The following is a 26,419-nucleotide window of genomic DNA, read 5'->3' on the forward strand; positions in this document are numbered from 1 at the left end:
TAGCGTGGAACCTCCCAAAAATGCGGGGTTTTAAAATAAGAGTTACCGCAGCAGTTCTTCTTCGAAGGGAAAGCGGGACAGTAGTTCAGTGCCCTTTTCTGTTACCAGAACCTGTTGCTCAAGTTTGACACCTTCGCAGCCCCCAGCGGCGCCGATATAGCTTTCAACGCAAATCGTCATCCCGGCGACGATCTCTCCGTCATATCCGGCATCGGGAAAATCCCCCTTGTGATACAGATAGGGGTATTCGCCCGTCATGCCGCAGCCATGGGCCGAGAGGTAATAGCGGTTGTCGTAGAATTTTTCCGGGATATCCCACGCACGCTCCGCATAGTCCAGAAAACTCATGCCCGCATGGAGAATGTCCATGTTGTTTTGGACTTGCTCGTACGCAACCTTGTAGAGCTCGCGTTGCGCCTCTGTCGGTTTGCCCGGTCCAGAATGGAATGTACGCGAGAAATCGGAATAGTAGCCGTGACAGCCGACCACATCCGTGTCGAGCGCAATCAATTCGTTTTCACCAATGACATTGCTGGAGGTCTCCTGAAACCACGGATTCGTCCGGGCGCCTGCGTTAAGAAGCCGTGTTTCGCAATAATCCGCGTTCTGCGCGATCACCGATTGATGCAAGACGGACCACAGTTCATTTTCTGTCATTCCGGGGCGGATTGCATCCCGCAACCTCGCCACGCCGGTCTCGGTCGCCCGCAATGAGGCATTCACGCATTTCATTTCTTCGTTGGACTTGACCGAACGCGCCATTTCTACCGGCTGTTGGGCATCAACGATGCGCAGACCGCAGTCCTTAAGTGCAATCGCGGTTCCGGCATTCAGCCGCTCCAGCCCGACGGTTGCTCCTTTCCCGGCAAGCTCCTCAATCAGGTCCGCCATTTCGATGGCCCAGGCCTTTTCCCGGGCCTGAATGCCGGGACCGGCCGCGACAAAGCTGGCGGTCTTGGCGGGGCGTACTTCGTCAATTGTTTCCAAGCCCTGCCCAAGATGCAGGCATCCGGTAAACTCGAAAAGGAGAGATCTCGCGGCGGTTAGCAGCAGGTAGCGCGACGGTGCATTGCGTTGACAAAAAACCTGCATGTTCCGCGCACCCGTGGCGTAGCGGATGTTGATGGGGTCCGACAGGATGACGGCGTCGACGCCAAAGTGAGCCATTTGCTCGCGCACCCGGCCAAGGCGGTAAAGTCTGACGGATTCCAGATCGATCCCTTCACCCTCCGGTGCGCGATCAAGCAATGTGATTCCATCCAGATCGCTTCGCTCTGCATGCCAGTCGAAATTCGCCATGTCGTTTCGCCAATGAGTTTGAGCCAAAACTAATTCGACATCGGCACGCGGTGAATATTGAAAATTCTCAGGCATAGCTATAACCAATGGGAATGGATAGCCGGCGAAAATCGCTCCCGCCGCTCGACACGCTTGTGTTCTTTGAAACGGCGCTGCGCGCCGGCAGCTTCAGCGCTGCGGCGTCGGAGCTTTATGTGTCGCAAGCCGCGGTCAGCAAGCGTGTGAAGCAATTGGAAAATTGGCTGGGTGCGGATTTGTTTGAGCGCGGCGCGCGGAGCCTCAAACCAACGCAGGCCGGGGCACAACTGGCCGATCCCGTGGCCATGGCGCTGGACTATCTTCAAGGCGCGCTTGACCAGGTCAGGTCGCCAGCGGCGTCTTCCGTTCGTATCGCCGCCAATTCAGCCGTGTCAGTCTTTTGGCTGTTCGAGCGCCTTCGGTCTTTTGCGCTCAGCGCTGCATCCTGTCCTGTCGAAACGGTCGTGAAGGATGACCCCCGCGACGTGCTTTCAGCCAGCAATGACCTTGCCATTATCTACGCCGACAAGGTTCCCGCGGGTTGGGAAGGACATTTGCTGATGGACGAGGAACTGGCCCCTGTTGCCTCACCCGCCGAAGCCGGGCGCTTTGCCAACGCCCCTCAAAATTCGAGGCTGCTGGACTATCACAGACACGCACCGGATTGGATCAATTGGGACGTTTGGCAACAGCGGGAACATCAAAGCGTTTTTCACGGTCTGACCAAAACATTTTGCCAGAGTTACAGTCATTCCATCGGTTTGGCGTTGGAGGGCAAGGGCATCGCCTTGGCAAGCTGTTCGCTCTTGCAAGCAGACCTGGCATCCGGGCGGCTTGTGAGGCTTGTCAATAAGCCGCTGAAAACCGGCAAGGGGTACTTTCTGGTTTGGCAGGCAGCGAAAGCTGTGCGGCCCGAAGTTGATAACCTGGCCAAACACCTCGGCCTCAGCTGATCTTTGTGCATGTGCAGCTGATAGGTTTTTTGACTGCTGAGCAGCCTTCTGATGAGTGGGCAGGCAATGCCTGCTTCGAGCCCATCCAAGACCTTCGATGCGTAGCTGTGAGCTCGAAAATAGGTCGGAAATCCGACTTTCGCCGCAGCTTGAACGAACGTCCTCTTTCCGACTTGCCCCACCCGAAGCCAATTAACCTTCGCCTGAGATTGACGCTTTGTCTTCTGGGATTCTCACGCGGGATTTGGTAAAGGCTTTGTTAACGGATGACCGTGCCATTTAATCTTCTGGCTCGTGAGCCGCTTTTGTTTTTTGTATTGGCGGGGGGCTGACCAGAATGGTGCAGTTTGATCAATCCTTTTACCTGTCTCAAAATCCGGATGTTGCAGCGGCCTTGGAAGCTGGAACGCTGAGCAGCGCGCTGGATCATTTCAACCTGATTGGCTGGAAAGAAGGGCGTGATCCAAGCCCCGTTTTTGATACGTCTTTCTATCTGGAACAAAATCCCGATGTCGCAGAAGCAGGGGTTAACCCGCTAGAGCATTTCAACCTGTTCGGATCCAATGAACGGCGTGATCCAAACCCTTTCTTTGATACGTCTTTCTATCTGGAACAAAACCCTGATGTTGCAGAAGCAGGAATTAATCCGCTAGAGCATTTCCTGGTGTACGGTGCCGGTGAAGGGCGCATGCCCAATTCCAACGCACAAGAGCGATTGGGGAATGGTGGTTCCTCCTTTGACGAATCTGCCTATCTGGAAGCCCACGGCGATGTTGCTCTGGCTATTGCCAATGGTGACCTCACAGGTGGACTTGAACACTATCTGCTCTACGGACAAATGGAGAACCGGGCAGCGGTTGATACCGGTGGTATTGCTATTGAGAACACCGCGCTGAACACAGATGGGCCTTCTGTTTTGGGGGACCGGGAACCGGAAACGCCGGTTACACCTGACCCGACGGTAGTAGTTCCAAACCCTCCGGCTAATCTAGCCCCCACGGCTGTTGTCGTGACAAATGTTCAGTCCATTGCAGAGAATGCTGATACTACCAACCGCATCAAGATTGCCGATATCACAGTGACCGATGATGGACTTGGCACGAACACGCTTGGCCTTGCTGGTGCAGATGCAGCGAAGTTCGAGATTGACGGGACAGAACTGTTCTTAAAGGCAAATACGGCACTGGATCATGAAACTGATCCAAGCTTTGAAGTCGCCGTCACCGTTGATGACACAACAGTTGGCAACACCCCAGACGCCACTTCTGCCACTGCGACTATCAATGTGACGGATGTGAATGAGGCTCCAGCTGCCGTCACCTTGTCGAACATCCTCCCGTCAATCGCTGAAGACACAGATACTACCAACCGCATCAAGGTTGCCGATATCACAGTGACTGATGATGGACTTGGTACGAACGATCTTGCTGTTACCGGAAATGATGCAGGTCTTTTTGAGATTGTTGGCATGGAGCTGTTCATCAAAGCTGGCACAGATCTGACGGTCGCGGATACAGCGCGCAGGCTGGAGGTGGCAGTCACGGTTGATGATACGGCGGTGGGCAATACTCCAGATGACACGTCTGCAACGGCAACAATAAATCTCATCGATGAGGATGGTTCAATCAACCCGATAAGGTCTACGGCTGCCGGGTTCAACACAGTCGATGGCACAAACACGGACGGTAACAGAACCGCAGATGGCAACAACAATTTCATTGTCACTTCTGTGACTCACATCAATGGTGGAGGTAACACCATTGATGGATTGGGCGGCAACGACACCCTGAATATTGAAGGGTTTGGCACGGTAGATCTAAGGACAGCAGGAACAATAGCGGGTATTGAAGCACTGATTTTATCAGCTGCGGGTGCTCTGGAAACTGATGGAAATATCGACAAAGATCAATTTGGTAGTCTCACTGGCAGTGGCAGGAGTGATTTGTTCTTAATCGGTGGTTCATCCGTAGATATTGGTGATTTCGATGGATTTGATGAAATTAACGCCGAAAGTCTTGCCGACAACCAAACGCTTTCAATAGAAGATACGACCAACGGTACAGATTACAAAGTTACCCTCATCCTCGGAGATTTTAGGGCAGAAAATTCCACCTCAACCGACAGCATCACGGTTGAAACGATTGCCTCACCTTCCAAGCAAACCATAACAACAGGTGCGGGAGACGATGAAATTAACGCCATTCATCGTTCACAACACGAAATTAGAACAGGCAGCGGCAACGATACGGTTGACATTGAGTTCGATCTAACCAGCGCCGACACTTTGGACGGAGGAGCCGGCATCGACACTTTGAACGTTTCAGATGATGACGATGATCATAGGGTTAATGATGAGCTAAATGGTGTTACAAACTTTGAGATCTTGAACATAACTAACAAAAATTCGACTGGTTATACTCTAATCGACGGAACCTTTTCATCTGATTTCACGGTCAACGCCAAAACCGCTAGCGCTGTTTCTTTTGATGCGTCTGACGAAGATGACAGCGCCATGACCTATAATGGCAACGCTGGCGTGGACACAGTTTTAGGTACAGAATTGGCTGATACGATAAATGGAGGTAGCGGAGCAGATACCCTTTCTGGCAGTTTCGGGGCCGATACCATCGATGGCGGCCTCGGAATGGATACCTATGTGTACTTTGGCTCAAGTGAGTCAACCGTAGACAATAGGGCTGTGCCGGCAACCGGGTTTGACAAAGTTACCGTAACTGCAGGCGACATATTTGATTTTCCTGGTAGAGTCGCTGGCGCAAAATTCGACGAAATAACAGGTGTCGCAAATCCTTCAGATGGAAATGGCGACTCGCTTCTAAACGCACTAAACACCGTTTTTCAGGCAAATGAAGACAGCAACGCGCCCCGTGAAGGCATGTTGATCGAATTCGTTGATGGAACCCAATATTTGGTATTGGATTTTGAAGGAACGGGGCAGATCACAGACGCCGACTTTGTGGTTCAAATTATTGGAGCAGCATCCAGATTGACCGTTAATTTCGACAACGACATTGTGATTGCGTAGGTTGTTCCCAGTAAGCGCCTATAGGTCTTGTTCGGCTGATTGGATAAGGCAGAGAATTTGGTTCATCTTCACCATTCAGGAGTGAAGCATGAGACAGAAGAGCGAGCGTCACCGGTCTGCAGCAGATCGCACGGTTAAGGATGTTAGCAGAAAGATGCGGAAGAGGAATTCCTCAGAAGACAAGAGACAGATTGTACTAGCTGGCTTTAATGGGGAAGACAGCATAACGGAGCTGTGTGGCCGGGAAGGCATTGCTCAGAGCCAGTTCTACAATTAGTCGAAAGAGTTTATGGAAGCAGGCCGCAAGCGTTTGGCTGGTGACACTGCCGGGGAAGCAAACGCAGGTGAAATGCAAGATCTGCGTCGTGCAGCTAGAAATCTCAAGGAGTGGTTGCCGAACAAGCTAATGAAGCGCCGCGTGAGTCTTTGATCCTAGGTTGCCGATCATTGTGGTCGCCATCATAAAAAGCAGACGTTCGACTGGGAATGCAGGAAAATCGGTTTCGGGCCGGTTGCTGCTAATTGGGTGAACGGCAAAAAAGTCCGCATTGCGGCCTTTCGTGCATAGCGCGGCGAAGGTCCGTTCCCTAACCAACCAGCCACAAACCCGGCAAATGTTGCCAATCCCGTATCCACCGCGGCGGGTGGGTGACGTTGCCTAGACCGGACCTGCTGCACCGGTTAGGCTATTTGGTACACAGTTTGGGGTGTCGCAGCGAAGACCCGCTGGTTGTGCGGGGTGACGCCGAAGCGGTTCTGATAGGTGCGGATGAAGTGCGAAGGAGACTCGTAGCCGCATGCCAGGGCGATTTCGGAGATCGACTGCTCCGTCTGCAGCAATAGGTTTCGCGCTCTGGTCAGCTTCTGGTTTATGGCAAACTGTTTTGGCGACATTTTCAGGTGTTTTTGGAACAGGCGTTCCAGTTGCCGTGTGGAAATGCCGATCGTACGGGCGATCTCTGACGTTGGCAGGTAGTAGGGTGCGCTCTCGTTGAGCAGCCGGATGGCTTCGGCGATATGCGGATTGCGGATGCCGTGGCGGGCCTGGAGGGAAATCTGCTGGGCCGCGTCTGCGGGGCGGACGCCGGAATAGACCATCATGTCGGCAATCGCTGCGGCAAGGTCTTCACCGTGTGTTTCGCCAATCAGATGCAGCATCAGATCGGTCGCTGCCGTGCCGCCCGAGGCCGTCACAAACGTCTCGTCGGCGACAAAGACGTTGCGGCACAGTTCAACTTCCGGAAAGTTCTCCTGAAAGCTGTCGTGGAAAGACCAGTGGATGGCAGCCCGGCGGTTGTTCAGAAACCCGGCGCTTGCCAGCACATGAGCCCCGGAACAAATGGCACCGATCCGGGTGCCGCGCGCCCGTTCGCGCCTCAGAAAGGCGAGCACGTCCGAGGTTGCCCGGTCGCCGACATTTTGACCGGAAATCAGAAACAAACTGCTGCGCGGCGGCAAGTCCTTCAGGCCCTGATCGACCAAGGTGACGGTCTTGTTGGAACAGACGACCCGTTCTCCATCGACCGATGCAAGCCGCCAGCGGTAAATCTCCTGACCCTGAAGCAGGTTGGCGATGCGCAGCGGTTCGACGGCGCAGGCAAAAGCGATATGTGAAAAATCGTCGAGAAGCAGGAAGGTGACGTCGCGCGTTCTGGGCATGTCGCTTTTCTCCGGAGCCTGTCGCCTTGGCCCGTTTCGAGTACCGGGCATCATTGTATGATTTATGTGTTGTCATTGTATTCACATTGTATACAAATTGGTCAACCAAAATCGAAACGGAGCGGTGTGATGCCTCCTCAGCGTGGAACGGCCAAGACCGTTGCCTATGAAGATCTGAAGCGAGCGATCCTGACATTGGAACGCAAGCCCGGCAGTGCGCTGGAGGAAACGGAATTGTGCGAACTATACGGCCTGTCCCGAACCCCCTTGAGGGAAGTGCTGCAGCAACTGTCCGGCGACGGCTATGTCACGTTGCAGCTCAACCGCGGCGCCCGGGTCTCCGACATGACCCATTTCACGCTGCGCGACTTTTTCCTTGCTGCGCCATTGATTTACAGCGCCATCCTGCGTCTGGCCGCACAGAACGCCACACCGGTGCAAATTGACGAACTGAAGGCTGCACAGGATGCATTCCGTGAGGCAATGGACACAGGCGATGTCACTGCGCGTGCTTTGACCAACGATCGTTTTCACCGCATCACAGGGCGGATGGCCGGCAACAGCTACCTTATGGCGAGCCTTGACCGGCTGCTGATCGATCACACCCGTATCGGCATGACGTTCTTTCGTCAGACCCGCGGTGCGAAGGACGAGCGGCTCAAGCTGGCCAGCGCGCAACATGACCAAATGATCGTTGCCATAGAGTACGGCGATGAAGACCGCGCCGCCGAACTGGCGCTTGAGCACTGGGCATTGTCGCGCGACCAGATCGAACTCTTTGTCATGCCGCCCGGGCTGGAAGCCCCGCTCGGCCAGCCTCCCAAACTCAAATCCGCCTGAAGCCGGAGACCATCTGGATGACACCAAGACTAACCTTTGAGGGTATCTATACGCCTGCCGTGACGCCCTATGATACGGACGGCAATGTCGTCTGGGATGCGCTGGAGAAGGTGATCGATCACCTGGTTGCCAGCGGCGTTCACGGCGTGATTTCGGGTGGTTCAACTGGCGAGAACTATACTCAGACGGTGGAAGAGCGTCTGGAACTTGCGCAGTTTACAAAGGACAAACTGGCCGGACGTCTTCCGCTGATCGTCGGAACGGGCACCATGCGCACGCCGGACTCAATCGCTTTGGCTGAAGGTGCGGCAAAGATGGATGCCGAGGCAATTCTGGTTGCCACGCCGCCTTATGCGGTGCCGACGGAGCGGGAAAACGCGCTCAACGTCCTGACCATCGACAGGGCCGCAGACCTGCCGGTCATGCTCTACAATTATCCTGGCCGGATGGGCGTCAATATGGGCGAGGAATTCCTCGACCGGGTTGGCCGGTCCCGCAATGTTTGCGCCATCAAGGAAAGTTCTGGCGACATCAACCGGGTGCATTTGCTGGCACGGGACTATCCGCATATCCAGATGTCCTGCGGCATGGACGACCAGGCGCTGGAGTTTTTTGCCTGGGGCGCGCGCAGCTGGGTCTGCGCCGGTTCAAATTTCCTGCCTGAGGAACACGTCGCGCTTTACAAGGCCTGTGCGGTTGAAGGGGATTTTACCAAGGGGCGCAAGATCATGTCGGCGATGATGCCTTTGATGCGCGTCCTGGAACAGGGCGGCAAATTCATCCAGTGCGTCAAGCACGGAGTTGAGATGAGTGGTCTTTATGCCGGGCCACCGCGCCCGCCGCTGAAGGCGCTGAACAAGGACGACAAACGCCAACTCGAGCAGGTTGTTCGAGTGTTGAAATCCACCATCGATGACATCACGGCAGGAGCGTGACCATGACCGACCTTCTGACGCGTGACGAGTACAGGGCTCTGGCCGCCAAACTCACTTTGCCGACCAACGCCTTTATCCATGGCAGCTATCGGCCGGCACAATCGGGAGAGACATTCTCAAGCATAAACCCGGCCACGGGTGAGACGCTGGCCGATATAGCGGCTTGCGGCTCGGAGGATGTCGACTTCGCTGTTTCAAAAGCGCGCGAAGCATTTGAAGACGGGCGCTGGTCGAAACTGTCTCCCGGTGACCGGAAGGACGTTCTGATCCGCTTTGCCAAATTGCTCACCCGGAACCGGCGGGAACTGGCGGTGATGGAAAGCCTCGACAGCGGCAAAACCATCCTCGACTGCGAGACAGTCGATGTTCCGGAGACAATCCATTGTTTGAAATGGCACGCGGAAGCGATCGACAAGATCTATGATCAGGTGTCCCCTGCATCCGATGACCACATCGCGATGATCGTGCGTGAACCGATTGGTGTGGTGGGCCTTGTGCTGCCATGGAACTTCCCGCTCCTGATGCTGGCCTGGAAAATTGGGCCTGCACTGGCAGCTGGTTGTTCGGTGATCGTCAAGCCGGCGGAGGAAACCTCTCTAACGGCGCTGCGCGTTGCCGAACTTGCCATGGAAGCTGGCATACCGCGTGGTGTTTTCAACGTGGTGCCGGGCACTGGTCCGGAGGTGGGCGAACCTCTTGGACGGCATATGGATGTCGACATGGTGTCCTTTACCGGATCGACCGAAACAGGACGCCGGTTCCTGCACTACGCGGCAGACAGCAATCTGAAGGAAGTCGTTCTAGAGATGGGCGGCAAGAACCCCAGCGTTGTCCTGAAAGATGCAGACAATCTCGATCGTGTTGCAGCTCACGTGGTCAACGGCGCATTCTGGAACATGGGCGAAAACTGCTCGGCGAGCTCGCGCCTGATCGTCGAAGAGGAGATAAAGGACGCGCTGATGGAGCGGATCCTGGCTCATGCCCGTGTATGGACTCTTGGCGATCCGCTTGATCCGGAGCACCGGGTCGGTGCGCTTGTATCAAGCGCGCATTTCCAGAAGGTCTGTTCCTATTTGGATAGAGATGCCGATGTCCTGATGGGCGGTAAAAGCTATGACGGAGCCTATGTGGAGCCGACGGTGCTGGAAGTGAATGCGTCTTCGGCGCTTGCCAGGGAGGAGATCTTCGGTCCGGTCCTGAGTGTCCTGACGGTGCGCGGGTTTGATGAAGCGATCGCTATGGCCAACGCCACGGATTATGGCCTTGCTGCATCAATTTTCACGTCCAACACCAAGAAGGCCTTGCGTGGCGCACGCGCCATCCGGGCAGGGACTGTCACGGTAAACTGTTTCGGAGAAGGCGATATCACGACGCCCTTCGGAGGCTACAAGCAGTCCGGGTTCGGTGGCCGTGACAACAGCCTTGCAGCCCATGACCAGTACACCCAGCTGAAGACAATCTGGGTGGATCTCGCTGACGACGAGGACGAGGCAGTCGGCTGATGCAGCGGGCCGCCAAATGCCTGCCAAGTTTGCAAGGGCCGGCGGCCTGGAACCGGATCCTGCCGGTACCGCTGCAGCGGCAGGTTCTCGCCGAGGATCTCACTGCGGACGTCACCATCATCGGTGCAGGCTTCGCCGGGCTCAGCGCAGCGCGGAGGCTGACGCAGATCGATGCCGGCTTGAAGGTTGTCGTGTTGGATGCCTTGCCCATCGCAGAGAGCTCTGCCGGACGCAATTCCGGGTTCATGATCGATCTGCCGCATGAACTGACATCAGAGGACTATGCCGGGGCTGGTGACGACAAGTCCCTGATAGCCCTCAACCGTCAGGCTATTCATTTCGCACGCGAAGCGGTAGACGAATACCAGATTGACGCGAATTATTTCGATCCGGCGGGCAAGGTAAACGGTGCTGCCAGCGTGAAGGCTGCCGCTCATAACAAGAGCTATGCGCAACACCTTGCCAGCCTCGGCGAAGACTATGAACTGCTTGACCAGCGCCAAATGACGGAGCTGACGGGAAGCCGTCACTATCTTGGCGGGCTCTATACCCCCGGCACCGTGATGTTACAGCCAGCAGGTTATGTGCGCGGTCTGGCATCCGGGTTGAGACGGGCCGGCGTATCAGTCTTTGAAGAGAGCCCGGTAACCTCGTTCTCCAAGCAGGACTCGGGCTGGCTCGTCGTGACGCCCGGCGGCAAGGTTTCAACCGGCAAAATCATTCTGACAATCAATGGCCATCTGGAAAGTTTCGGTTATGAACGTGACCGGTTGATGCAGCTGTTCTTGTTTGCCGTGATGACCTCGGAGCTCGATAACGATGCAATGAAGAAACTCGGTGGACAGCCTCGCTGGGGGATCACTCCCTCCGACCCGATGGGGACGACCCTGAGGCGGATCGATACCGGTCAGGGCGGCAATCGGATTGTTACTCGCACCTGTGCAGTTCTGAAGCCGGATATGCGGCTGACGCAAGCGCATGTCGACAGGGCAGCCGCAGTTATGCAGGACAAGTTCGACCGGCGTTTCCCGAAATTGGCCGGACTGAAGATGGAGTATCGCTGGGCTGGACACCTGTGCCTTTCCATGAACGGTGTGGCCGTGATGCGGGAACTGGAGGACGGTGTCTATTCCGGCTGTGTTCAAAACGGCCTTGGCACCGCGCGCGGAACTCTGACCGGGATAGGTGCCGCGGAACTTGCCTTCGGTATCGAGAGCGACATCACGCGGCATTTCGGTGCGGAAACTCTACCCAAAAAACTGCCGCCGCAGCCGTTTCGTGAACTTGGTGCTAATTTGGTGTTGCGTTGGAAGGAATGGCGGGCTGCTGAAGAATAGACGCGCCACGCCGAAAGCATCCTAAGAACCATCAGCCGTTGACTGTTCAAGCCTCAATAGACCCAACTGAAGGCATAACCGGCGAGCAGGGAGCCGGTGATGGCCAGCGCCAGGTAGAGCAAGAAGGGACGCAGTCTCAGCACGGGAAAGATCGCGAGCGCTCCCCAGATGCTGACGACGCCTCCAGAGACGAGGAAAGCCATCGCCGCGCCTGGGGACATGCCGTTGTCGATGAGACCGCGCGTGAGTGGCAAGGCGGCGTAGCCGTCAATATAGGCTGGCGCCCCAACAAAAACGGCAGCGGGGATCGCCCACCATTTGTCGGCGCCGACATATACAGCGAGAGAGCCCGGTGTCAGCGCCTGGTTCAAGGCAAATTCGGCAAAGAAAGCCGGGATCAAGCAGATCAGGATCAGCCGGGTTGTGGCGAATCCCTGTCGGAAGAAGGATTCGCGCCGGTCTGCGTTCATCCAAACCCTCGGCGAGAAGCTGGCTGCTCCACAGCAGGTTCTTGTCTTGAGGGACGAGGCCAGACCATTTTTTCTGAGCGCCGACTGACCGGATTTTCCGGCTGTCAGAAATGCCGTCACGGTGCCGCCGAAGAGGCCGAGCCCGAAGGCTGCAACAGTTTTTCCAATGGCAAATGCAAGGCCCAGAGTGGCCGCAGTTGTCGCAAGCATTGCCGGATCTGTGACAGGCGAAGACAGCCAGAAAGCCATGACGGGTGCGAGCGGCACACCTGCTGCGAGAAGGCCGACCATCAAGGGCAGAACTGTCACGCCACATACGGGAGTGATCGCACCGATCGCCGCGGCGGCCAAGATGGCACGTGCCATATGCCCCTCAAAGGCCCGGCTGATGATCTTGTCGGCACCGCTCGCCATGATCCACGCTGTTAGGAGGATGCCCGGCACGACCAGTGGGGCAACAGCAATGAGCCCCTCAACGGTGAAGACCGCGCCATTCCAGACGAAATCTGGCCAAAGCCATGTCATGGTCGCAAAGACCAAAAGACCAACCCCGGCAAAATGCAGGCGCGTCGGACGTTGGACTGAGGCGGTTGACTGATCTGCCATGTCGATCTCCTGAGCTTGACGGGATCAGGATAGATATGCTGAATTCATCAGTAAAACGAATATCATTAATATCGGATATCGGAAAATTCGATGAATAGTCTGGACAGTGAGTTGCTTAGAACATTCCTGGCGGTGGCAGGAACGGGCAGTATCACTGAAGGGGCTCGTGTGATCGGCCGGTCGCAATCCGCCACCAGTCTGCAGATCATGCGTCTGGAAGAGGTGGTGGGACGTCCCGTCTTTGACCGGACGGGGCGCGGGGTATCCTTGTCGCAAACCGGTGAACAGCTTTTGCCGGTCGCACGGGAGGTTACCGGTCGTCTGGATGTGGCGCTCCGTGAAATCACCGCGGACGGGTTGCGCGGCAGGCTGCGGCTGGCCATCCCGGATGATCACGGCCAAACCAGGCTTGCGGCGATCCTCGGAGCGTTTGTGCAATCTCATCCTCAGGTGGAATTGGACGTAACGTGTTCGATCAGCACAGAATTTCCGGAAATGATTGCCAGGGGACAACTCGATCTCGCCGTCTACGAAGTTGAGACGCCGCAAGCCTTTGAAGAGGTGATTTACGTGGATCCGACCTGCTGGGTCTGCGCGAAACACTTGTCATTGCCGGATCAGGCGGTGGTGCCGATTGCGTTGTTCGACCGAGCTTGCTGGTGGAGGGATGCTGCGATTGCGGCACTTGAGAAAAGTGGGCGGCCGTACAGGATCGTCTTTTCCAGTCAGAGTGTTGCCGGTGTGACGGCAGCTGTAGAGGCTGGCATTGCCATCGGCTTGCTGGGGAAGTCCTCGATCGGACCACAATTGCGGACGCTTGGAACACAAGACGGCTTTGGCGAGACCCCCGCGTCCCAATTGGTGATCGGCACCTCTGCAGAGGTAGACAGGGATCTGGTTGTCACCATGTCATCCGCCATCCGCACGGCATTTCAGAACTGAGTACGAAGCATTTTTGGCGTTAAGGTAGGCTGAGCTGGGTCATGCGACCGCCGTCAACGGCATAGATCTGGCCGGTGATGAAGCCGCTTTCTTCCGCGGCCAGGAAAGCAACAAGCGCGGCTACCTCTTCCGGTGCGCCTGTTCGGCCAACGGGATGGATCTTGCCAATATCCCGCCTGAAGGCCTCGGGGTTGGTCTGGGCCGCGATGAAATCCAGATTCAGGTCAGTATCGATCCAGCCTGGGGCAACGGCGTTGCAGCGAATACCGTCCTGGCCATGGTCAACCGCAATGGCGCGCGTCAAGCCGTGAAGTCCTGCTTTGGAGGCCGCATAAGCGGCATGATGAGGATTGCATCCAACTCCTTCGATTGATCCCACATTGACGATCGTGCCTTTGGTGATGCGCAAATGGGGCAGGGCGTATTTGACAAGCAGGAACGGGGCCGTGAGATTGACCGTTAGGCTGCGTTGCCAATCTTCAAGTGTCATGCACTCGACACTGGCTTCCTGCATCAGCCCGGCATTGTTGACCAGAACATCAAGCCGCCCTGACGCGTTTATGACCGCTGGGATCACTTTTGCGAGTGCCGCGCTATCTGAAAAATCGGCACAAACGTGCTCGAATTCTGTGTCTTCACCGCGCTGGGCTGTGAAGACACGGGCGCCTTCGTCGCGCAGTCGAAGTGCAATCGCCCTACCGATCCCGCTGCGCCCGCCGGTGACCAGCGCCGTCTTGCCTTCAAAGCGTGTCATGCAACCGATTTCCCGCCATTGACCTCGACCAGCGCGCCGCACATGTACCGGGCCGCATCGGAGGCCAGAAACAGCACCACATCTGCAATGTCGTCCGGCTTGGCGATCCGGCCGAGCGGCACGGTCATGCCGAGGTCCTTGATTGCCGTTACCGGATCGAAGCCCCGCTTTTCGAAACCGGTGCGCAACATCGGCGTGTCGACTTCATTGGGGCAGACCGCGTTGATCCTTATGCCCTGATGGGCGTGATCGCGGCCCATGCATTGGGTCAGAGAGGCAATTGCCGCCTTTGTCATGCAATAGACAGCGTGATTTGGACCGGGATGAACGCCCCAGCAAGAGGCAAGATTGACAATCGCGCCGCCGCCACCTTCTGCCAGAATCGGGATGCCCGCGCGGCAGATCCGGAACGGGGCCTCGACATTCACACCCACCGAAAGATCCCAGTCACGGTCGCTGGTGTCCGTAACCGGGCCGCGCGTGATCACTCCGGCATTGTTGATGATGATATCAAGACCGCCGAGCTCCTTGGCCGCAGCACCAGGAAGACTGTCTGCATAAACCTGATCCAAGAGGTCGCCGGGAAGATCCGCCTCAGCTGCGATGCCGTTGCAATTGAAATCAGCAACTGCGACCGCAGCGCCTTCATTACGCAACATTTTGGTGATCACCTGCCCCATACCGCCGGCAGCACCGGTCACGAGCGCTTTCTTTCCGGTAAATCGCATGACGCCTCCAATTGGTCCGTACAGCCTAGAATGATGCAACAGGTGCCCCGAACAGGGCTTCATCGGGGACCACGCCGAGCCCGGGGCCTGCCGGGACGCTCAAATGCCCGTCTACGATATTGACAGGGTTACGGCTGTCATAGTTGCCGTCAATGTATGGCTGGGCGATCCAAGCCCCTTCGAGGAACTTCGGGTGGACCGTGGCCGCGATCTGAACGCAAGCCGCAGCGATGATATCGCCGCCCCAGCTGTCGTCGCAGGTGTGGGGCAGAGCCGCGGCTTCGCAAATATCCCTGAACACGGACATGGGCTGCAACCCGCCGATCCGTGTTAGCTTCATGCCGAAGCCATCGCAGATCCCGTCGCCGATGGCGCGTACCACTGCCGAAATGTCGGTTGCCGATTCATCCAGGTAGACCCCGTGTCCCAGCTGATGCCGGATGCGGGCAACTTCTTCGATCGTGTTGCAGGGCTGTTCCAGAACGATAGGTATGTCGAGGCAGGAGCGGCTCACGCGCAAGGCTTCCTGCGATGTCCAGCCCCGGTTGCCATCAACGATCAACCGCATCCGTGTGCCGACGGATTCCCAAACCATGCGGATCGTCTCAATATCCAGATCGACCGCCCGACCGCCGACCTTGATTTGCATGCGTTTGAAGCCCTGATCTGCCTTGTCCTTGGCAATCCGGGCAATGTCCTCCGGCGACCCAACGCCCGAGGCGAAATAGGAGGGCACCTTTCCGGTCATTGCACCGCCCAGAAGGTCGGCAACACTAAGACCCGTGCGTTTCCCGAGAAGATCATGGGCTGCAATGTCGAAGGCTGCCTTTGCATAGGCGTGTCCGTTCAACCGTTTGTCCATCAGTCGCTGAAAGGCGCGCAGGCCGGTTATGTCGGCGCCGATAAGGCCGGGTGCGATTTCCTTGATTGCTGCCAGCGCGCCGGCGGCGTGCGCGGGCGCATACACAGGTCCTACCGGGCAGGTCTCTCCCCAACCAACGGCGCCGGTTTCATCGACGATCTTGACCAATGTGGTTTCCAGCACGTCCACCACGGTCGAAGCCATGACATAGGGCCCGTCTTTAACCGGCAGGGTATGGCTGTAGACATGGATTTCTCGAATACGCATGCGGCAAAGCCTTCAAAAAATATCAGCGTTGGACGGCGAGGCCAGACGCCGCAGTAGCGGGAGAGTTAGTAGTCCTGGTTCAAGGCATCTTCGGCCGGTATTTCCCGTTCGCGACGGGCAATATAGTCCAAAAGAGCTTCGTTCTTCGCTTCGTCGAGCCTCGGTTCCTGGTACTCTAAAAGGAGCTTGCGGGCCTGGGTCAGGGCACGCTCTGTAATCTCGATTTCGCCTTCCGCCTTCCATTGTTCGATCGAGTTGTTGTCGAACATGTCTGGCATGAAGAAGGCCCGCTGGAAGTTTTCCTGGGTGTGGGCATGGCCAAGATAGTGACCGCCCGGGCCGACGTCGCGGACGGCCGACAACGCCTCGTCGAAATCATCCCAACGTGGGCCTTCGGCCATGCGATAGGCCATGGCGCATTGTTCGGCATCGACAATGAACTTGGCAACTGAACAGTGCATGCCGGCTTCGTTCCAGCCAGCAGCGTGCCAGATGTAGTTGGCACCGGCATGGATCACGGCGTTCAATGTTGCTGCACTCTCATAGCCTGCCTGCGCATCGAATGTCTTGGCGCCGCCGAGCGAACCGGAGGTCCGCCAGGGCACATTGTAGTAGCGTGCAAGCTGCCCGATCAGAAAATTCATCAGACTGATTTCAGGTGTTCCGGCCATCGGCGCGCCTGATTTCATGGAAACTGTCGATAAGTAATGGCCATAGATCGCCGGTGCGCCCTTGCGGATCACCTGGGTGTAGGCGAGTGCGCTCAGGGCTTCCGCGTTCAGCTGGGCAACGGCCGGCACCACCGAGGCCGGTGTGTTGGCGCCGCCGAGCACGAAGGGGGAGCACAGTACTGGCTGGTTCCGCTTTGAAAAGGCGCGCATGGCGCCGAGCATGGTCTCGTCCCAGACCAGGGGAGAATTGCCGTTGCAGTTGCCAGTGGTGACCGGGTGGTCTTCCAAATAATCCTCTCCGAAGAGGATGGCGCACATCTCCATGACGTCTTCGGCATTCTTGGGACTTGTGGTCATGCCCATGAAGGTTTTGTCCGAATACTTGATCGACGAATAGGTGATGCGCAGGTGGCGGTGGCTGATCGGGTGATCATACGGCTCGACGATATGATGCGCGCTGGAATGCATCGCCGGCAGCATATGGCTGAGTTTGTGGAACATTGCGAGATCGTCCAACGTCGGGTTGCGGCGCTCGTCGTTGAGATCCCGAATGAAGGGGGCACCGGTCATGGGCACGAACATCGACCGGTTGCCACCAAGCGGAACGTTTTTTGCCGGGTTGCGGGCGTGATACGTGAAGCTGGAGGGGATCGTACGGATAAGCTCGCGTACCAGGCCACGGTCGAGATAAACCCGTTCTCCATCCACCTTGGCACCAGCGTTGCGCCAGTCATCAAGCGCGATGGCGTCCCGGAAGATGATGCCGACCTCTTCCAGTATTTGCATGGACGCGTTGTCGAGGCGTTCAATCTGATCCTGATCCAAGGGTTCGCACAAAGGCAGCTTTCGGGTGAGACCCGGCAACATTTCGTGATCAGGGGCGGTGCGAAGGGCTCGGCGGCCGGCACGGCCTCCGCTTCGGCTGCGCGTTGCGACACTCATAGGGGTCTCCGAAGATGGTTCACTTTCCGTCAGGATGCGCGGGATGAGGTGCGACAACGCGCGGTAAACCGAACTTGAACAGCATTTTCCGACATGGGTAGCGAATAGTCGTTCAATGGAAAACGGAATTGCCGCAGAAGTATCAAAGCAGGTGAAAATATAGGCTGGTTGCTTTTTGATTGATCAGCCAGACGGCAAGTATGCAGCAAAATATTGCTGCTCTGCACAATCGAAGGGCGCAGGATCAACATTAAAAATTTTAAACCTTGAACTATGCCAAAGGGGTAGCCGAAGCATAGCAGTTCGTGTTTTGTTGGTCACATGTCGCAAATGAGCATAGCAAATATTACAAAATATTCGGATGCTGCATTTGGGAATTCTACTGTCGACAGTTTTTAATAATCCAGATGGGGAGACAGATGACAAAGTCCAAAGACCAAGACATGATTAATCGCCTTGAAAGTGCGGCTCGCACCGGAGGCATCACGAAACGCGAGTTTATCCGCTATTCGGTACTGGCAGGTCTGACCGCCTCCACCGCAACGGGCCTTTGGTCTACCAAGGCGAAGGCGCAGCCGAAAACGGGCGGCACCTTCCGCTGGGGCCTGCATGACGGAAATACGTCGGACAGCCACGATCCGGGCACCTATCTCACCCGTCAGATGATCTTCATGGCGCACACGCATCGCAGCTTCCTGACGATGATCATGGGCGATGGTTCTCTCGGGCCTGACTTGGCAGACAGTTGGGAAGCCAGTGCAGATGCCTCTGAGTGGACATTTAAGCTTACCGAAAATGCCAGCTTCCACAGTGGCAAGAAGTTGACCGCAGACGACGTGATCGCATCGCTAAACCACCACCGCGGTGATGCTTCGACATCGGCGGCGAAAGCTCTCCTGGCTGGTGTGACCGATATTAAGAAGGACGGTGATTACACTGTTGTGGTATCGCTCTCGGGCGGCAACGCGGACTTCCCGTGGCTGATGACCGATTACCACCTTTGTATTTGCCCGGCGAAGGACGACGGCACGATCGATTGGGAATCCGGTGACGGTACCGGTCCGTACAAGATCGACAGCGGTGAATTCGGCGTTCAGTTCAACCTGAGCCGTCATGATGGTTGGCACCGTGAAGGCGCTTATTTCGATAAGGTCGAGGTCATCGTCTTGAATGATCCGAATGCCCGCCAGACCGCCCTTATGACCGGTGACGTTGATGCGGTATCGCTGATCGAGCTGAAGACGATGGGACTGCTGCAGCGCAATCCGAACATCAAAATTCATAATATCCCGTCCGCGGGCGCGATCACAATGCCGATGCATTGTAATGCCGCTCCATTCGACAACGTCGACGTGCGCAACGCGTTGAAACTGGCGATGAACCGCGACGAGATCATCGAGAAGATCGCCTTCGGCGCCGCCACCAAGGGCAACGACTTCCACCACTCCCCGGCGCAGCCGTATTGGCCGGACGATCTTCCGCAACGCGAGTATGATCCGGATCAAGCCAAGTCCCTGCTGAAGAAAGCCGGCGCGGAAGGCCTTACCATCAACCTGTCGACGGCGGATAGTGTTTATGCCGGCGCCGTCGATATGGCCGTCCTTTACGCAGAACACGCCAAAGCGGCGGGCATCAACATCAACGTCGTGCGTGAACCGAACGACGGCTACTATTCCGATGTGTGGTTGAAAAAGCCGTTCTGTCTGGTCTCCTGGGGCGCGCGTCCAACACCGGATGTGATGTACACGCTAGCCTACAAGGACGATGCAGCCTGGAACGAGTCTTATTGGCAGAATGAGCAATTCAACAAGCTGCTGCTGCAGGCAAAAGCGGAACTGGACGACGCCAAGCGCGCGGACATGTACCGCGAGATGGCAATCCTGGCGAAAGACGACGGCGGGACGATCATCCCGTTCTTCAACAATTTCGTTTACGCCAACAGCACCAAGGTGGGCACGCCGGATCAGCTGGCTGCCAGCTGGGAAAATGATGGCGCACGGGCGGCAAGCCGCTGGTGGTTCGAGTCCTGATCCTGATACGGGGCGGCGGAAAAAATCCGCCGCCCCGTTTATGACATAGACCCGAAATCAGTTCGGTTCATGTTGCTGTCGCGTCGGGGCCTTCTGCCAAAGCAGAGATAATAACGCTGACAAGGGGCGCCTGACTGCCGTCCGGACACTTGATTTGAGGTCCGGGCTTCCTGTTCTGGAGGGACAAATGGGGGACATCCTACAGCTGGTCCTAAAGAGACTTGGCTTAGGTTTGGTCACGCTTCTCGTGGTTTCAATCCTGATATTCTTCGCGGTCGAGCTGCTACCCGGCGATATCGCACAGGCCGTTTTGGGTCAGGGGGCAACGCCCGAAACCGTTGCAGCGCTTCGCGATAAGCTTGGCCTCGATCAACCGGCCATCTTTCGCTATTTCCAATGGCTTGGCGGCGCTTTGACGGGCGACTTTGGTGTCTCGCTGGTATCCGGCGTCAGCGTTGGGGACGCAATCGGCGAAAGGTTTGTGAACACTCTTTTCCTGGCGACCTATGCAGCCGTTATCGCCGTTCCGATCTCCATAATTCTCGGAGTGATCGTTGCCCTTCTGCGCAATACACTGTTCGACCGGGTTGCGAACGTCGCGACGCTGACCTCGATTTCTTCTCCAGAATTCTTCCTCGGATATATTCTGATCCTGTATCTGGCGGTAAAAACCCAGTATTTCCCTGCGATCGCCAGCATCAGCCCCGACATGACCTTCGGCGAGTTGTTGCACCGCACTTTCCTGCCGGCGTTGACGCTGGTGCTAGTGGTCACTGCGCACATGATGCGGATGACCCGGGCTGCAATTATCAACCTTCTGGCTTCGCCCTACATCGAGATGGCACGGCTTAAGGGTGTTCCGCCTTGGAAAATTATCGTGAAACACGCCCTGCCGAATGCCTGGGCGCCGATCATCAACGTCGTTGCACTCAATTTGGCCTACCTCATTACCGGTGTGGTTCTGGTCGAGGTCGTTTTTGTCTATCCCGGGATCGGTCAGCTGCTGGTGGATGCGGTGGCCAAACGCGACTTCCCCATTGTTCAGGCATGCTGTCTGATTTTCGCTGCAACCTTCATCCTGCTCAACCTGGCAGCCGATGTGGGAGCAATCCTGACCAATCCGCGTTTGCGGCATCCGAAGTGAGGGCAGCGAAATGAGTACATTTGTTATTGCTTACTATGCGCTGCTGATCGGCGGGTCCTGCCTGGCGGCGTATTTCAAGAAACGCGAGCTGTTCCTTCTGATCTTCTCCCTGACCCTGGTGTCTTTCGTTATGGGGATCATCGGTGGGGTGGGTGCTCTGCGGTTTGTCACAATAGCTGCCGGGATTTTGGCATTGGCGGCAGGGACGTCCTATGCTTTCCGGGAATTTCTCATCATCATCACACCCGAAGGTGTTGCCAAGGAGCTGAGAACGGCTCCGCTGACTGCTGCTTTCGGCATGTTCGTGATCTTCACCTATGCGATTGCAGGGATTTTCGCGCCTGTCATTGCGCCGTTCGGTGAGGCGGAAATCATTTCGTCGGCTTTCGCGCCTGCGGACGAAAACATGCTTTTGGGAGCCGACCAGTTGGGGCGTGATATGTTTAGCCGCATCATCTACGGTGCGCGAAACTCCGTCGGATTGGCCCTAGTTGCAACAACACTGGCGTTCGTCATGGGTGCCTTCGCCGGACTGATGGCCGCGACCAAAGGCGGCTGGTTCGATCAGTTCATGGGCCGCTTTGCCGATGTCATCATGTCTGTGCCGTCGCTGGTGTTCGCGCTCTTGATGTTGAGTATCTTTGGCACCAACCTGATTGTTATCGTCATTGTCGTTGCGGTCATCTATTCGCCGCGGGTTTTCCGGCTGACGCGTGCCGTCGCCGGGAACGTGGTGGTGATGGATTACATCGAGGCGGCAAAGCTCAGGGGAGAAGGTGACTGGTACTTGATCCGCAAGGAGATCCTGCCCAACTCAACGGCGCCGCTGATTGCCGAATTCGGCCTGGAATTCTGCTTCGTGTTCCTTCTGATCGCGGGTCTCTCTTTCCTCGGCCTGGGCATTCAACCACCAACCGCTGACTGGGGATCTATGGTGCGTGAGAACGCGACCTTGATTTCCTTCGGTGAACTGACACCGCTAATTCCGGCGGCCGCGATTGCGCTGCTAACGGTTGCGGTCAACTTTGTCGTCGACTGGATGCTGTTCCGGTCCTCCGGTCTGAAGGAGGTTTGATCGTGGTTCCCAAGAAAGACGTACTTCTGGAAATCAAGGACCTTCGCATAGAAGGCTATTCCGACGAAAAATGGGTTGAGATTGTCCACGGGGTGGATCTGACCCTTCACAAGGGTGAAGTCCTTGGTCTCATCGGCGAATCTGGGGCTGGCAAATCCACCATTGGCCTCGCCTCGATGGGCTTTGCCCGGGACGGCTGCCGGATCTCCGGCGGATCGATCGAATTCGACGGTATGGAGCTGACCACCACACCGGAATCTGCCCTGCGCGCCCTGCGCGGGTCACGGATTGCCTATGTGGCCCAGTCTGCGGCAGCGTCCTTCAACCCGTCTCATAAAATCATTGACCAGCACACGGAAGCGCCGATCCAGTACCGGATCCAGAAACGGGTTGAGGCGCAGGAAGATGCAATGCAGCTTTACGAGCGGCTGCGTCTGCCAAATCCCGACGAAATCGGGTTCCGGTATCCGCATCAGGTATCCGGTGGCCAATTGCAACGGGCCATGACGGCCATGGCCATGGCTTGCCGGCCGGACCTGATCATTTTTGACGAACCAACAACTGCGCTGGATGTGACCACGCAGATCGAGGTTCTGGCGGCGATCCGCGACATTGTTGATCAGTTCAACACCGCTGCGATCTACATCACCCACGATCTGGCCGTTGTGGCGCAAATGGCAGACACCATCAAGGTGCTCCTAAAGGGTGAGGAAGTCGAGGAAGCGCCCACCGCGCAAATGCTGGATTCGCCCAAGGAGGACTACACCAAGAGCCTTTGGGCCGTGCGCAGTTTCAAGCGGCCCCAAAAACAGCGTCCAGCGGGTGCCGACGCCATCCCGGTCATATCGGTTCAGGGCATTGACGCAGCTTATGGCAAGACCAAGGTTCTGGACGATGTGTCGTTTGACATCTATCCCGGCATGACCGTCGCCGTTGTGGGTGAGTCCGGCTCGGGCAAATCAACGACGGCCCGCTGTATCACTGGCCTTTTGCCCCCGACCAAGGGACAAATTCTGTTCAATGGCGAAGCGTTGCCGCCGCGCTATCAGGACCGCTCGAAAGAACAGCTTCGCCAAGCCCAGATGATTTATCAGATGGCGGATACGGCCTTGAATCCGAAAATCCGAATTTGCGACATTATCGGGCGTCCTGCACAGTTCTACAGTGGTCTTCATGGCACAGCACTCAAAAGCCGCGTTGATGAACTTCTCGACCTGATCGAACTCGACCCGGCCAAATTCTACAATCGCTATCCGCCCGAATTGTCAGGCGGCCAGAAGCAGCGGGTGGGTATCGCCCGGGCTCTTGCGGCCGATCCCAAATTCATTATCTGCGATGAGGTGACCAGCGCGCTTGACCAGCTTGTTGCCGAAGGGATCCTGAAGCTGCTTGACCGGCTGCAGCAGGAATTCAACCTCGCCTACATGTTCATCACGCATGACCTGGCGACAGTCCGGTCGATTGCTGACGAGGTGGTGGTCATGCAGAGGGGCAAGGTGGTCGAACAGGGTCCGAAAGACGAAATGTTCACGCCACCGCACCATCCCTACACGGATCTGCTCTTGTCGTCGGTTCCGGAGATGGACCCGAATTGGCTGACCACTCTGCTGGACGAGCGCGGAACGGATGCGATCGGCGAAGCGGCCAATGTCTGACCAGCGTGACAACCGGCAAGCTCAAATAGAAATACCCCGGAGCAGCTTTGCTCCGGGGCATCTATAAATCATAGCGCACTCGAAGTTGCCCGGTCAGCCGACCATCATGTAACCGGACAGCAGCATCGCGCCCACGAGCAGCGCATAAACACCGACCACGGCCTGCCAAGAGCCGCTGTGTTGTCTGTATTCGCGAATGAGATCATCCCGGGTCATGCTCGTCTCCGATTCCACCCGTGCGCCTTAACCTGAACTTTCGGGACACTTAGTCGACAGAAGTTAAGAATTCAATGCGCCAATCCGTGAATCTCACCCATATTTCTGCATAGCAGATGTGTCCGGAAATGCGCCCTGTGCAGAGCCATGTGGATCAAAGTCCGCCCTTTTTGAAGCATTCTGCGAAGAAAAGGCACGGCAGGGCGCGAATTGTTGTTATATATGAGGTGCCTGGGTGATCGGCAGCAGCATTGTCGAACCAGCTCCGAGTTCATCATGCAGTTCGCAACGATGCAGTTGCGCACCTACGGCCTTCAGTTCTGAAATTTGATGGAATCCCTTTTGGCGCGCTCCCCAACACCAGACAAGAAAGCGATCTTCGAGACGTTGCGCAGGCGTATCTGTCTGCTGGACTATCAGCCCGGCGACAGTCTGAACGAACGTGTGTTGGCTGAGGAGTTCTGCGTCAGCAGGACACCTATGCGCGCCGTATTGCAACGGCTGGAAAATGACGGTCTCATTTCCAGTCAGCATGGCCGCGGAACGATCGTGACCTCGATTGACCTGAGCGAAATGCGGGAGATCTACGCCCTTAGGATCAAACTCGCTGAGAGTATTGCGGATATGCCAGTCCGGCAAATCTCGGCGGTATTGCACGAGGAGCTCAACAGTCTTGCCAGTGATACCGCTGCCCTTTTCGGGCTGCGGGACAAAAAGGCCTTTGGCGCGGTCAGCATCCGGCTACACAATGCCATTCAGCTTCTCACAACCAATGAAATCCTGCGCGATTTCTCTGATATGCTCTTCTATCAGTCCGCGCGGTACTGGTTTTTGTTGTTGTCGCGCCTGGATTGGGACACCGAGGTGCAGGACATGCTGGACGAGGTGCGGCTGATTGCACGATGCCTAGAGGCGGGTGATATCCCGGCTGCTGTTACCACACGGAAAGTCCATCTCTCCCTTGTCATGGCTCGGATCGCAAAAATTGAGGACTTTCCGTATCTTCACTTGGAAGACCTCCAAGGCCGCTGAACGGCAAAAATGGCGAGCCCACCAAATTCGATTTTCCTAACGTCTCAAAGTCATGTTTCCCAAAACGGTTACATCGTCAGTCCGAGCTCAAATTTGTGAATTGGTATACCATACATATTATTTTTTTGGATTTTCGGCCAAAATTGGAAGTAATGATAAAAAGTATCTTGTAGAGGTATACCAATTATGGTCCCCTATAAAGAGAGAGGTCGAGTGATCTGATCTCCTGCGTCAGGCTGCATTGCGCGGTCAAAACCAAGGAAATCTGAATGCTGGAACACGCCAAACAGACAACCGCGAACCTTCAGCAGCGTATGCGCGATGACGGGATCGAACTTGCCGTCTTCACGGATGAGAGTTCGATTGCCTACCTTGCCGGGTTCTGGGGCTATCTCGGGATTGAATTCGGCCGTCCGACGTTGCTGGTCGTGCGTGCCAGCGACGCGCCGACAGTGATCACACCGCTCATGGAGAGCGAAATGGTCTCTGCAATGACCTGGGTCGAAGATATTCAGGTCTGGGAGGACATCGGTCAGCGCACCTGGGGGCGGGCCTTGGCCGGAGCTATTGGCGCCGCACCAAATGAAATATGGATCGAACGGAACTCAATTCCGGCGGTTGTCCGCAATCATCTCGACGACACCCATCCCGGCGTGCCGTTGAAGGATATTTCACCGGTTCTCGGCGCGCAGCGCACGATCAAGACACCGTTTGAGATCGGCATCATGAAGGAAGCGGGGCAAATCGCCGGTGCCATGATGGCGGCTGCGCATGACTCCCTTCGTGAAGGCGCGCGGGAATATGAATCGGCACTCGCCGTAATCGAGGCGGGGTCGCGCAAGGCCGCAGGGTTCCTGACTGACCGCGGCTGGGATCGGTTCGTGTCACCCATGATCCACAATCTGCAGATCCTGCAGAGTGGTACCGAAACGTCCATGGTGCACCGGCGGGCCAATGTCCGGGCCTACCAGAAATACGATCCTGTCTATTTCTGTTTCTGCAACATGGCGCAGTTCAAGCAGTACAAGCTTGGATTTGATCGGATGTTTCATGTCGGCGACGTCACCGATCAGGCGCGAGATGTTCAGGAGGCGGCGATTGCGGCTCAACGGGCGGCGATTGCTGCAATCCGTCCGGGCGTCCTGGCGGAAGATGTGGCGGCTGCGGCCAACGAAGTTTACCGCGAGCGTGGATACCAGACGGGGTATAGGACCGGGCGGTCCATCGGCGTGGCCTATCTGGAAGCTCCGGAATTGAAGGACGGCGATAAAACGGTTTTGCAACCCGGTATGACATTTGCCGTTGACGGCGGAATCTCGGTCGACGGTGTGACCGCGGGGCGCATCGGCGACTCGATTGTCGTTTCTGAGACAGGATCTGACTACATCACGGACTATCCGCGCCAAATCCTGTTGAGCCACCATTGAAATGCCATAGCT

At 56.4% G+C, this 26,419-nt stretch carries 21 protein-coding genes and 1 pseudogene; 14 read left to right on the forward strand and 8 right to left on the reverse strand.

Annotated features, from left to right (window positions below; all coding sequences use genetic code 11):
- Window positions 1-42: 42 nt before the first annotated feature.
- Window positions 43-1,299 (reverse strand): M24 family metallopeptidase, encoded by a 1,257-nt coding sequence (locus tag AC0J4F_RS14250; RefSeq protein WP_473023808.1) that lies wholly within the window; start codon window positions 1,297-1,299, stop codon window positions 43-45.
- Between the two features lie 92 nt (window positions 1,300-1,391).
- Between AC0J4F_RS14250 and AC0J4F_RS14255 the strand changes: the two genes are divergently transcribed.
- The 3 genes and pseudogenes from AC0J4F_RS14255 to AC0J4F_RS14265 all read left to right on the forward strand — a co-directional run.
- Window positions 1,392-2,270 carry a LysR family transcriptional regulator gene (locus tag AC0J4F_RS14255; protein WP_133946815.1) on the forward strand — a complete coding sequence of 293 codons (879 nt, stop codon included), beginning with the start codon at window positions 1,392-1,394 and terminating at the stop codon, window positions 2,268-2,270.
- Window positions 2,271-2,607: 337 nt separating this feature from the next.
- Window positions 2,608-5,313, forward strand: a complete 2,706-nt coding sequence (locus AC0J4F_RS14260; protein ID WP_473023809.1) for a hypothetical protein — start codon at window positions 2,608-2,610, stop codon at window positions 5,311-5,313.
- 88 nt (window positions 5,314-5,401) lie between these two features.
- Window positions 5,402-5,728, forward strand: a pseudogene (locus AC0J4F_RS14265) (transposase); the annotation flags it as partial.
- A 266-nt stretch (window positions 5,729-5,994) separates the two neighbouring features.
- Here the strand turns inward: AC0J4F_RS14265 and AC0J4F_RS14270 are convergent.
- Window positions 5,995-6,972, reverse strand: a complete 978-nt coding sequence (locus tag AC0J4F_RS14270) for a GlxA family transcriptional regulator (protein WP_473023810.1) — start codon at window positions 6,970-6,972, stop codon at window positions 5,995-5,997.
- A 129-nt stretch (window positions 6,973-7,101) separates the two neighbouring features.
- Between AC0J4F_RS14270 and AC0J4F_RS14275 the strand changes: the two genes are divergently transcribed.
- From AC0J4F_RS14275 to AC0J4F_RS14290, 4 genes are read left to right on the forward strand one after another with little or no spacing between them, the layout of a single operon-like run.
- Window positions 7,102-7,812, forward strand: a complete 711-nt coding sequence (locus AC0J4F_RS14275) for a GntR family transcriptional regulator (protein ID WP_473023811.1) — start codon at window positions 7,102-7,104, stop codon at window positions 7,810-7,812.
- A gap of 17 nt (window positions 7,813-7,829) precedes the next feature.
- A complete protein-coding gene (locus tag AC0J4F_RS14280; RefSeq protein WP_473023812.1) occupies window positions 7,830-8,747 on the forward strand; it encodes a dihydrodipicolinate synthase family protein in 918 nt (305 codons plus the stop codon).
- A 2-nt stretch (window positions 8,748-8,749) separates the two neighbouring features.
- Window positions 8,750-10,249: an aldehyde dehydrogenase gene (locus AC0J4F_RS14285; protein ID WP_473023813.1), complete on the forward strand. Its 1,500-nt coding sequence runs from the start codon at window positions 8,750-8,752 to the stop codon at window positions 10,247-10,249.
- Window positions 10,249-11,586, forward strand: coding sequence for an NAD(P)/FAD-dependent oxidoreductase (locus tag AC0J4F_RS14290; protein ID WP_473023814.1), 1,338 nt, complete (start codon window positions 10,249-10,251; stop codon window positions 11,584-11,586). The genes AC0J4F_RS14285 and AC0J4F_RS14290 overlap by 1 nt, the downstream gene beginning before the upstream one ends.
- A 53-nt stretch (window positions 11,587-11,639) precedes the next feature.
- On the opposite strand, the gene AC0J4F_RS14295 is transcribed toward AC0J4F_RS14290, so the two are convergent.
- Complete coding sequence (locus AC0J4F_RS14295; RefSeq protein ID WP_473023815.1) at window positions 11,640-12,662, reverse strand: permease; 1,023 nt, start codon at window positions 12,660-12,662, stop codon at window positions 11,640-11,642.
- 90 nt (window positions 12,663-12,752) lie between these two features.
- On the opposite strand from AC0J4F_RS14295, the gene AC0J4F_RS14300 reads away from it, so the two are divergent.
- Window positions 12,753-13,604, forward strand: a complete 852-nt coding sequence (locus AC0J4F_RS14300) for a LysR substrate-binding domain-containing protein (RefSeq protein ID WP_473023816.1) — start codon at window positions 12,753-12,755, stop codon at window positions 13,602-13,604.
- Between the two features lie 19 nt (window positions 13,605-13,623).
- On the opposite strand, the gene AC0J4F_RS14305 is transcribed toward AC0J4F_RS14300, so the two are convergent.
- From AC0J4F_RS14305 to AC0J4F_RS14320, 4 genes are all read right to left on the reverse strand, one after another.
- Window positions 13,624-14,358 carry an SDR family oxidoreductase gene (locus AC0J4F_RS14305; protein WP_133946823.1) on the reverse strand — a complete coding sequence of 245 codons (735 nt, stop codon included), beginning with the start codon at window positions 14,356-14,358 and terminating at the stop codon, window positions 13,624-13,626.
- Window positions 14,355-15,086, reverse strand: coding sequence for an SDR family NAD(P)-dependent oxidoreductase (locus tag AC0J4F_RS14310; RefSeq protein ID WP_209173865.1), 732 nt, complete (start codon window positions 15,084-15,086; stop codon window positions 14,355-14,357). Before AC0J4F_RS14310 ends, AC0J4F_RS14305 begins: the two co-directional genes overlap by 4 nt.
- Window positions 15,087-15,111: 25 nt before the next feature.
- Entirely contained in the window at window positions 15,112-16,215 is a 1,104-nt protein-coding gene (locus AC0J4F_RS14315; RefSeq protein ID WP_473023817.1) for a mandelate racemase/muconate lactonizing enzyme family protein, read from the reverse strand.
- 65 nt (window positions 16,216-16,280) lie between these two features.
- A complete protein-coding gene (locus AC0J4F_RS14320) occupies window positions 16,281-17,828 on the reverse strand; it encodes a trimethylamine methyltransferase family protein (protein WP_133946826.1) in 1,548 nt (515 codons plus the stop codon).
- Window positions 17,829-18,247: 419 nt separating this feature from the next.
- Here AC0J4F_RS14320 and AC0J4F_RS14325 point away from each other — a divergent pair, with 419 nt between their 5' ends.
- The 4 genes from AC0J4F_RS14325 to AC0J4F_RS14340 all read left to right on the forward strand — a co-directional run bounded on the left by AC0J4F_RS14325 (window position 18,248) and on the right by AC0J4F_RS14340 (window position 23,732).
- Window positions 18,248-19,858, forward strand: coding sequence for an ABC transporter substrate-binding protein (locus tag AC0J4F_RS14325; RefSeq protein WP_473023818.1), 1,611 nt, complete (start codon window positions 18,248-18,250; stop codon window positions 19,856-19,858).
- Window positions 19,859-20,045: 187 nt separating this feature from the next.
- On the forward strand, window positions 20,046-21,002 hold the full coding sequence (locus AC0J4F_RS14330; RefSeq protein ID WP_008194311.1) for an ABC transporter permease: 957 nt from the start codon (window positions 20,046-20,048) through the stop codon (window positions 21,000-21,002).
- 10 nt (window positions 21,003-21,012) lie between these two features.
- Window positions 21,013-22,077, forward strand: a complete 1,065-nt coding sequence (locus tag AC0J4F_RS14335; protein ID WP_473023819.1) for an ABC transporter permease — start codon at window positions 21,013-21,015, stop codon at window positions 22,075-22,077.
- Window positions 22,078-22,079: 2 nt separating this feature from the next.
- Entirely contained in the window at window positions 22,080-23,732 is a 1,653-nt protein-coding gene (locus AC0J4F_RS14340; RefSeq protein WP_055671241.1) for an ABC transporter ATP-binding protein, read from the forward strand.
- A gap of 93 nt (window positions 23,733-23,825) precedes the next feature.
- On the opposite strand, the gene AC0J4F_RS14345 is transcribed toward AC0J4F_RS14340, so the two are convergent.
- Window positions 23,826-23,948 (reverse strand): hypothetical protein, encoded by a 123-nt coding sequence (locus tag AC0J4F_RS14345; RefSeq protein ID WP_286183217.1) that lies wholly within the window; start codon window positions 23,946-23,948, stop codon window positions 23,826-23,828.
- Window positions 23,949-24,278: 330 nt separating this feature from the next.
- On the opposite strand from AC0J4F_RS14345, the gene AC0J4F_RS14350 reads away from it, so the two are divergent.
- Window positions 24,279-24,980 carry a GntR family transcriptional regulator gene (locus AC0J4F_RS14350; RefSeq protein WP_473023820.1) on the forward strand — a complete coding sequence of 234 codons (702 nt, stop codon included), beginning with the start codon at window positions 24,279-24,281 and terminating at the stop codon, window positions 24,978-24,980.
- Between the two features lie 269 nt (window positions 24,981-25,249).
- Complete coding sequence (locus tag AC0J4F_RS14355) at window positions 25,250-26,407, forward strand: M24 family metallopeptidase (RefSeq protein WP_473023821.1); 1,158 nt, start codon at window positions 25,250-25,252, stop codon at window positions 26,405-26,407.
- The last annotated feature ends 12 nt before the right edge of the window (window positions 26,408-26,419 follow it).

This window comes from Roseibium sp. R5 (genome assembly GCF_055755305.1).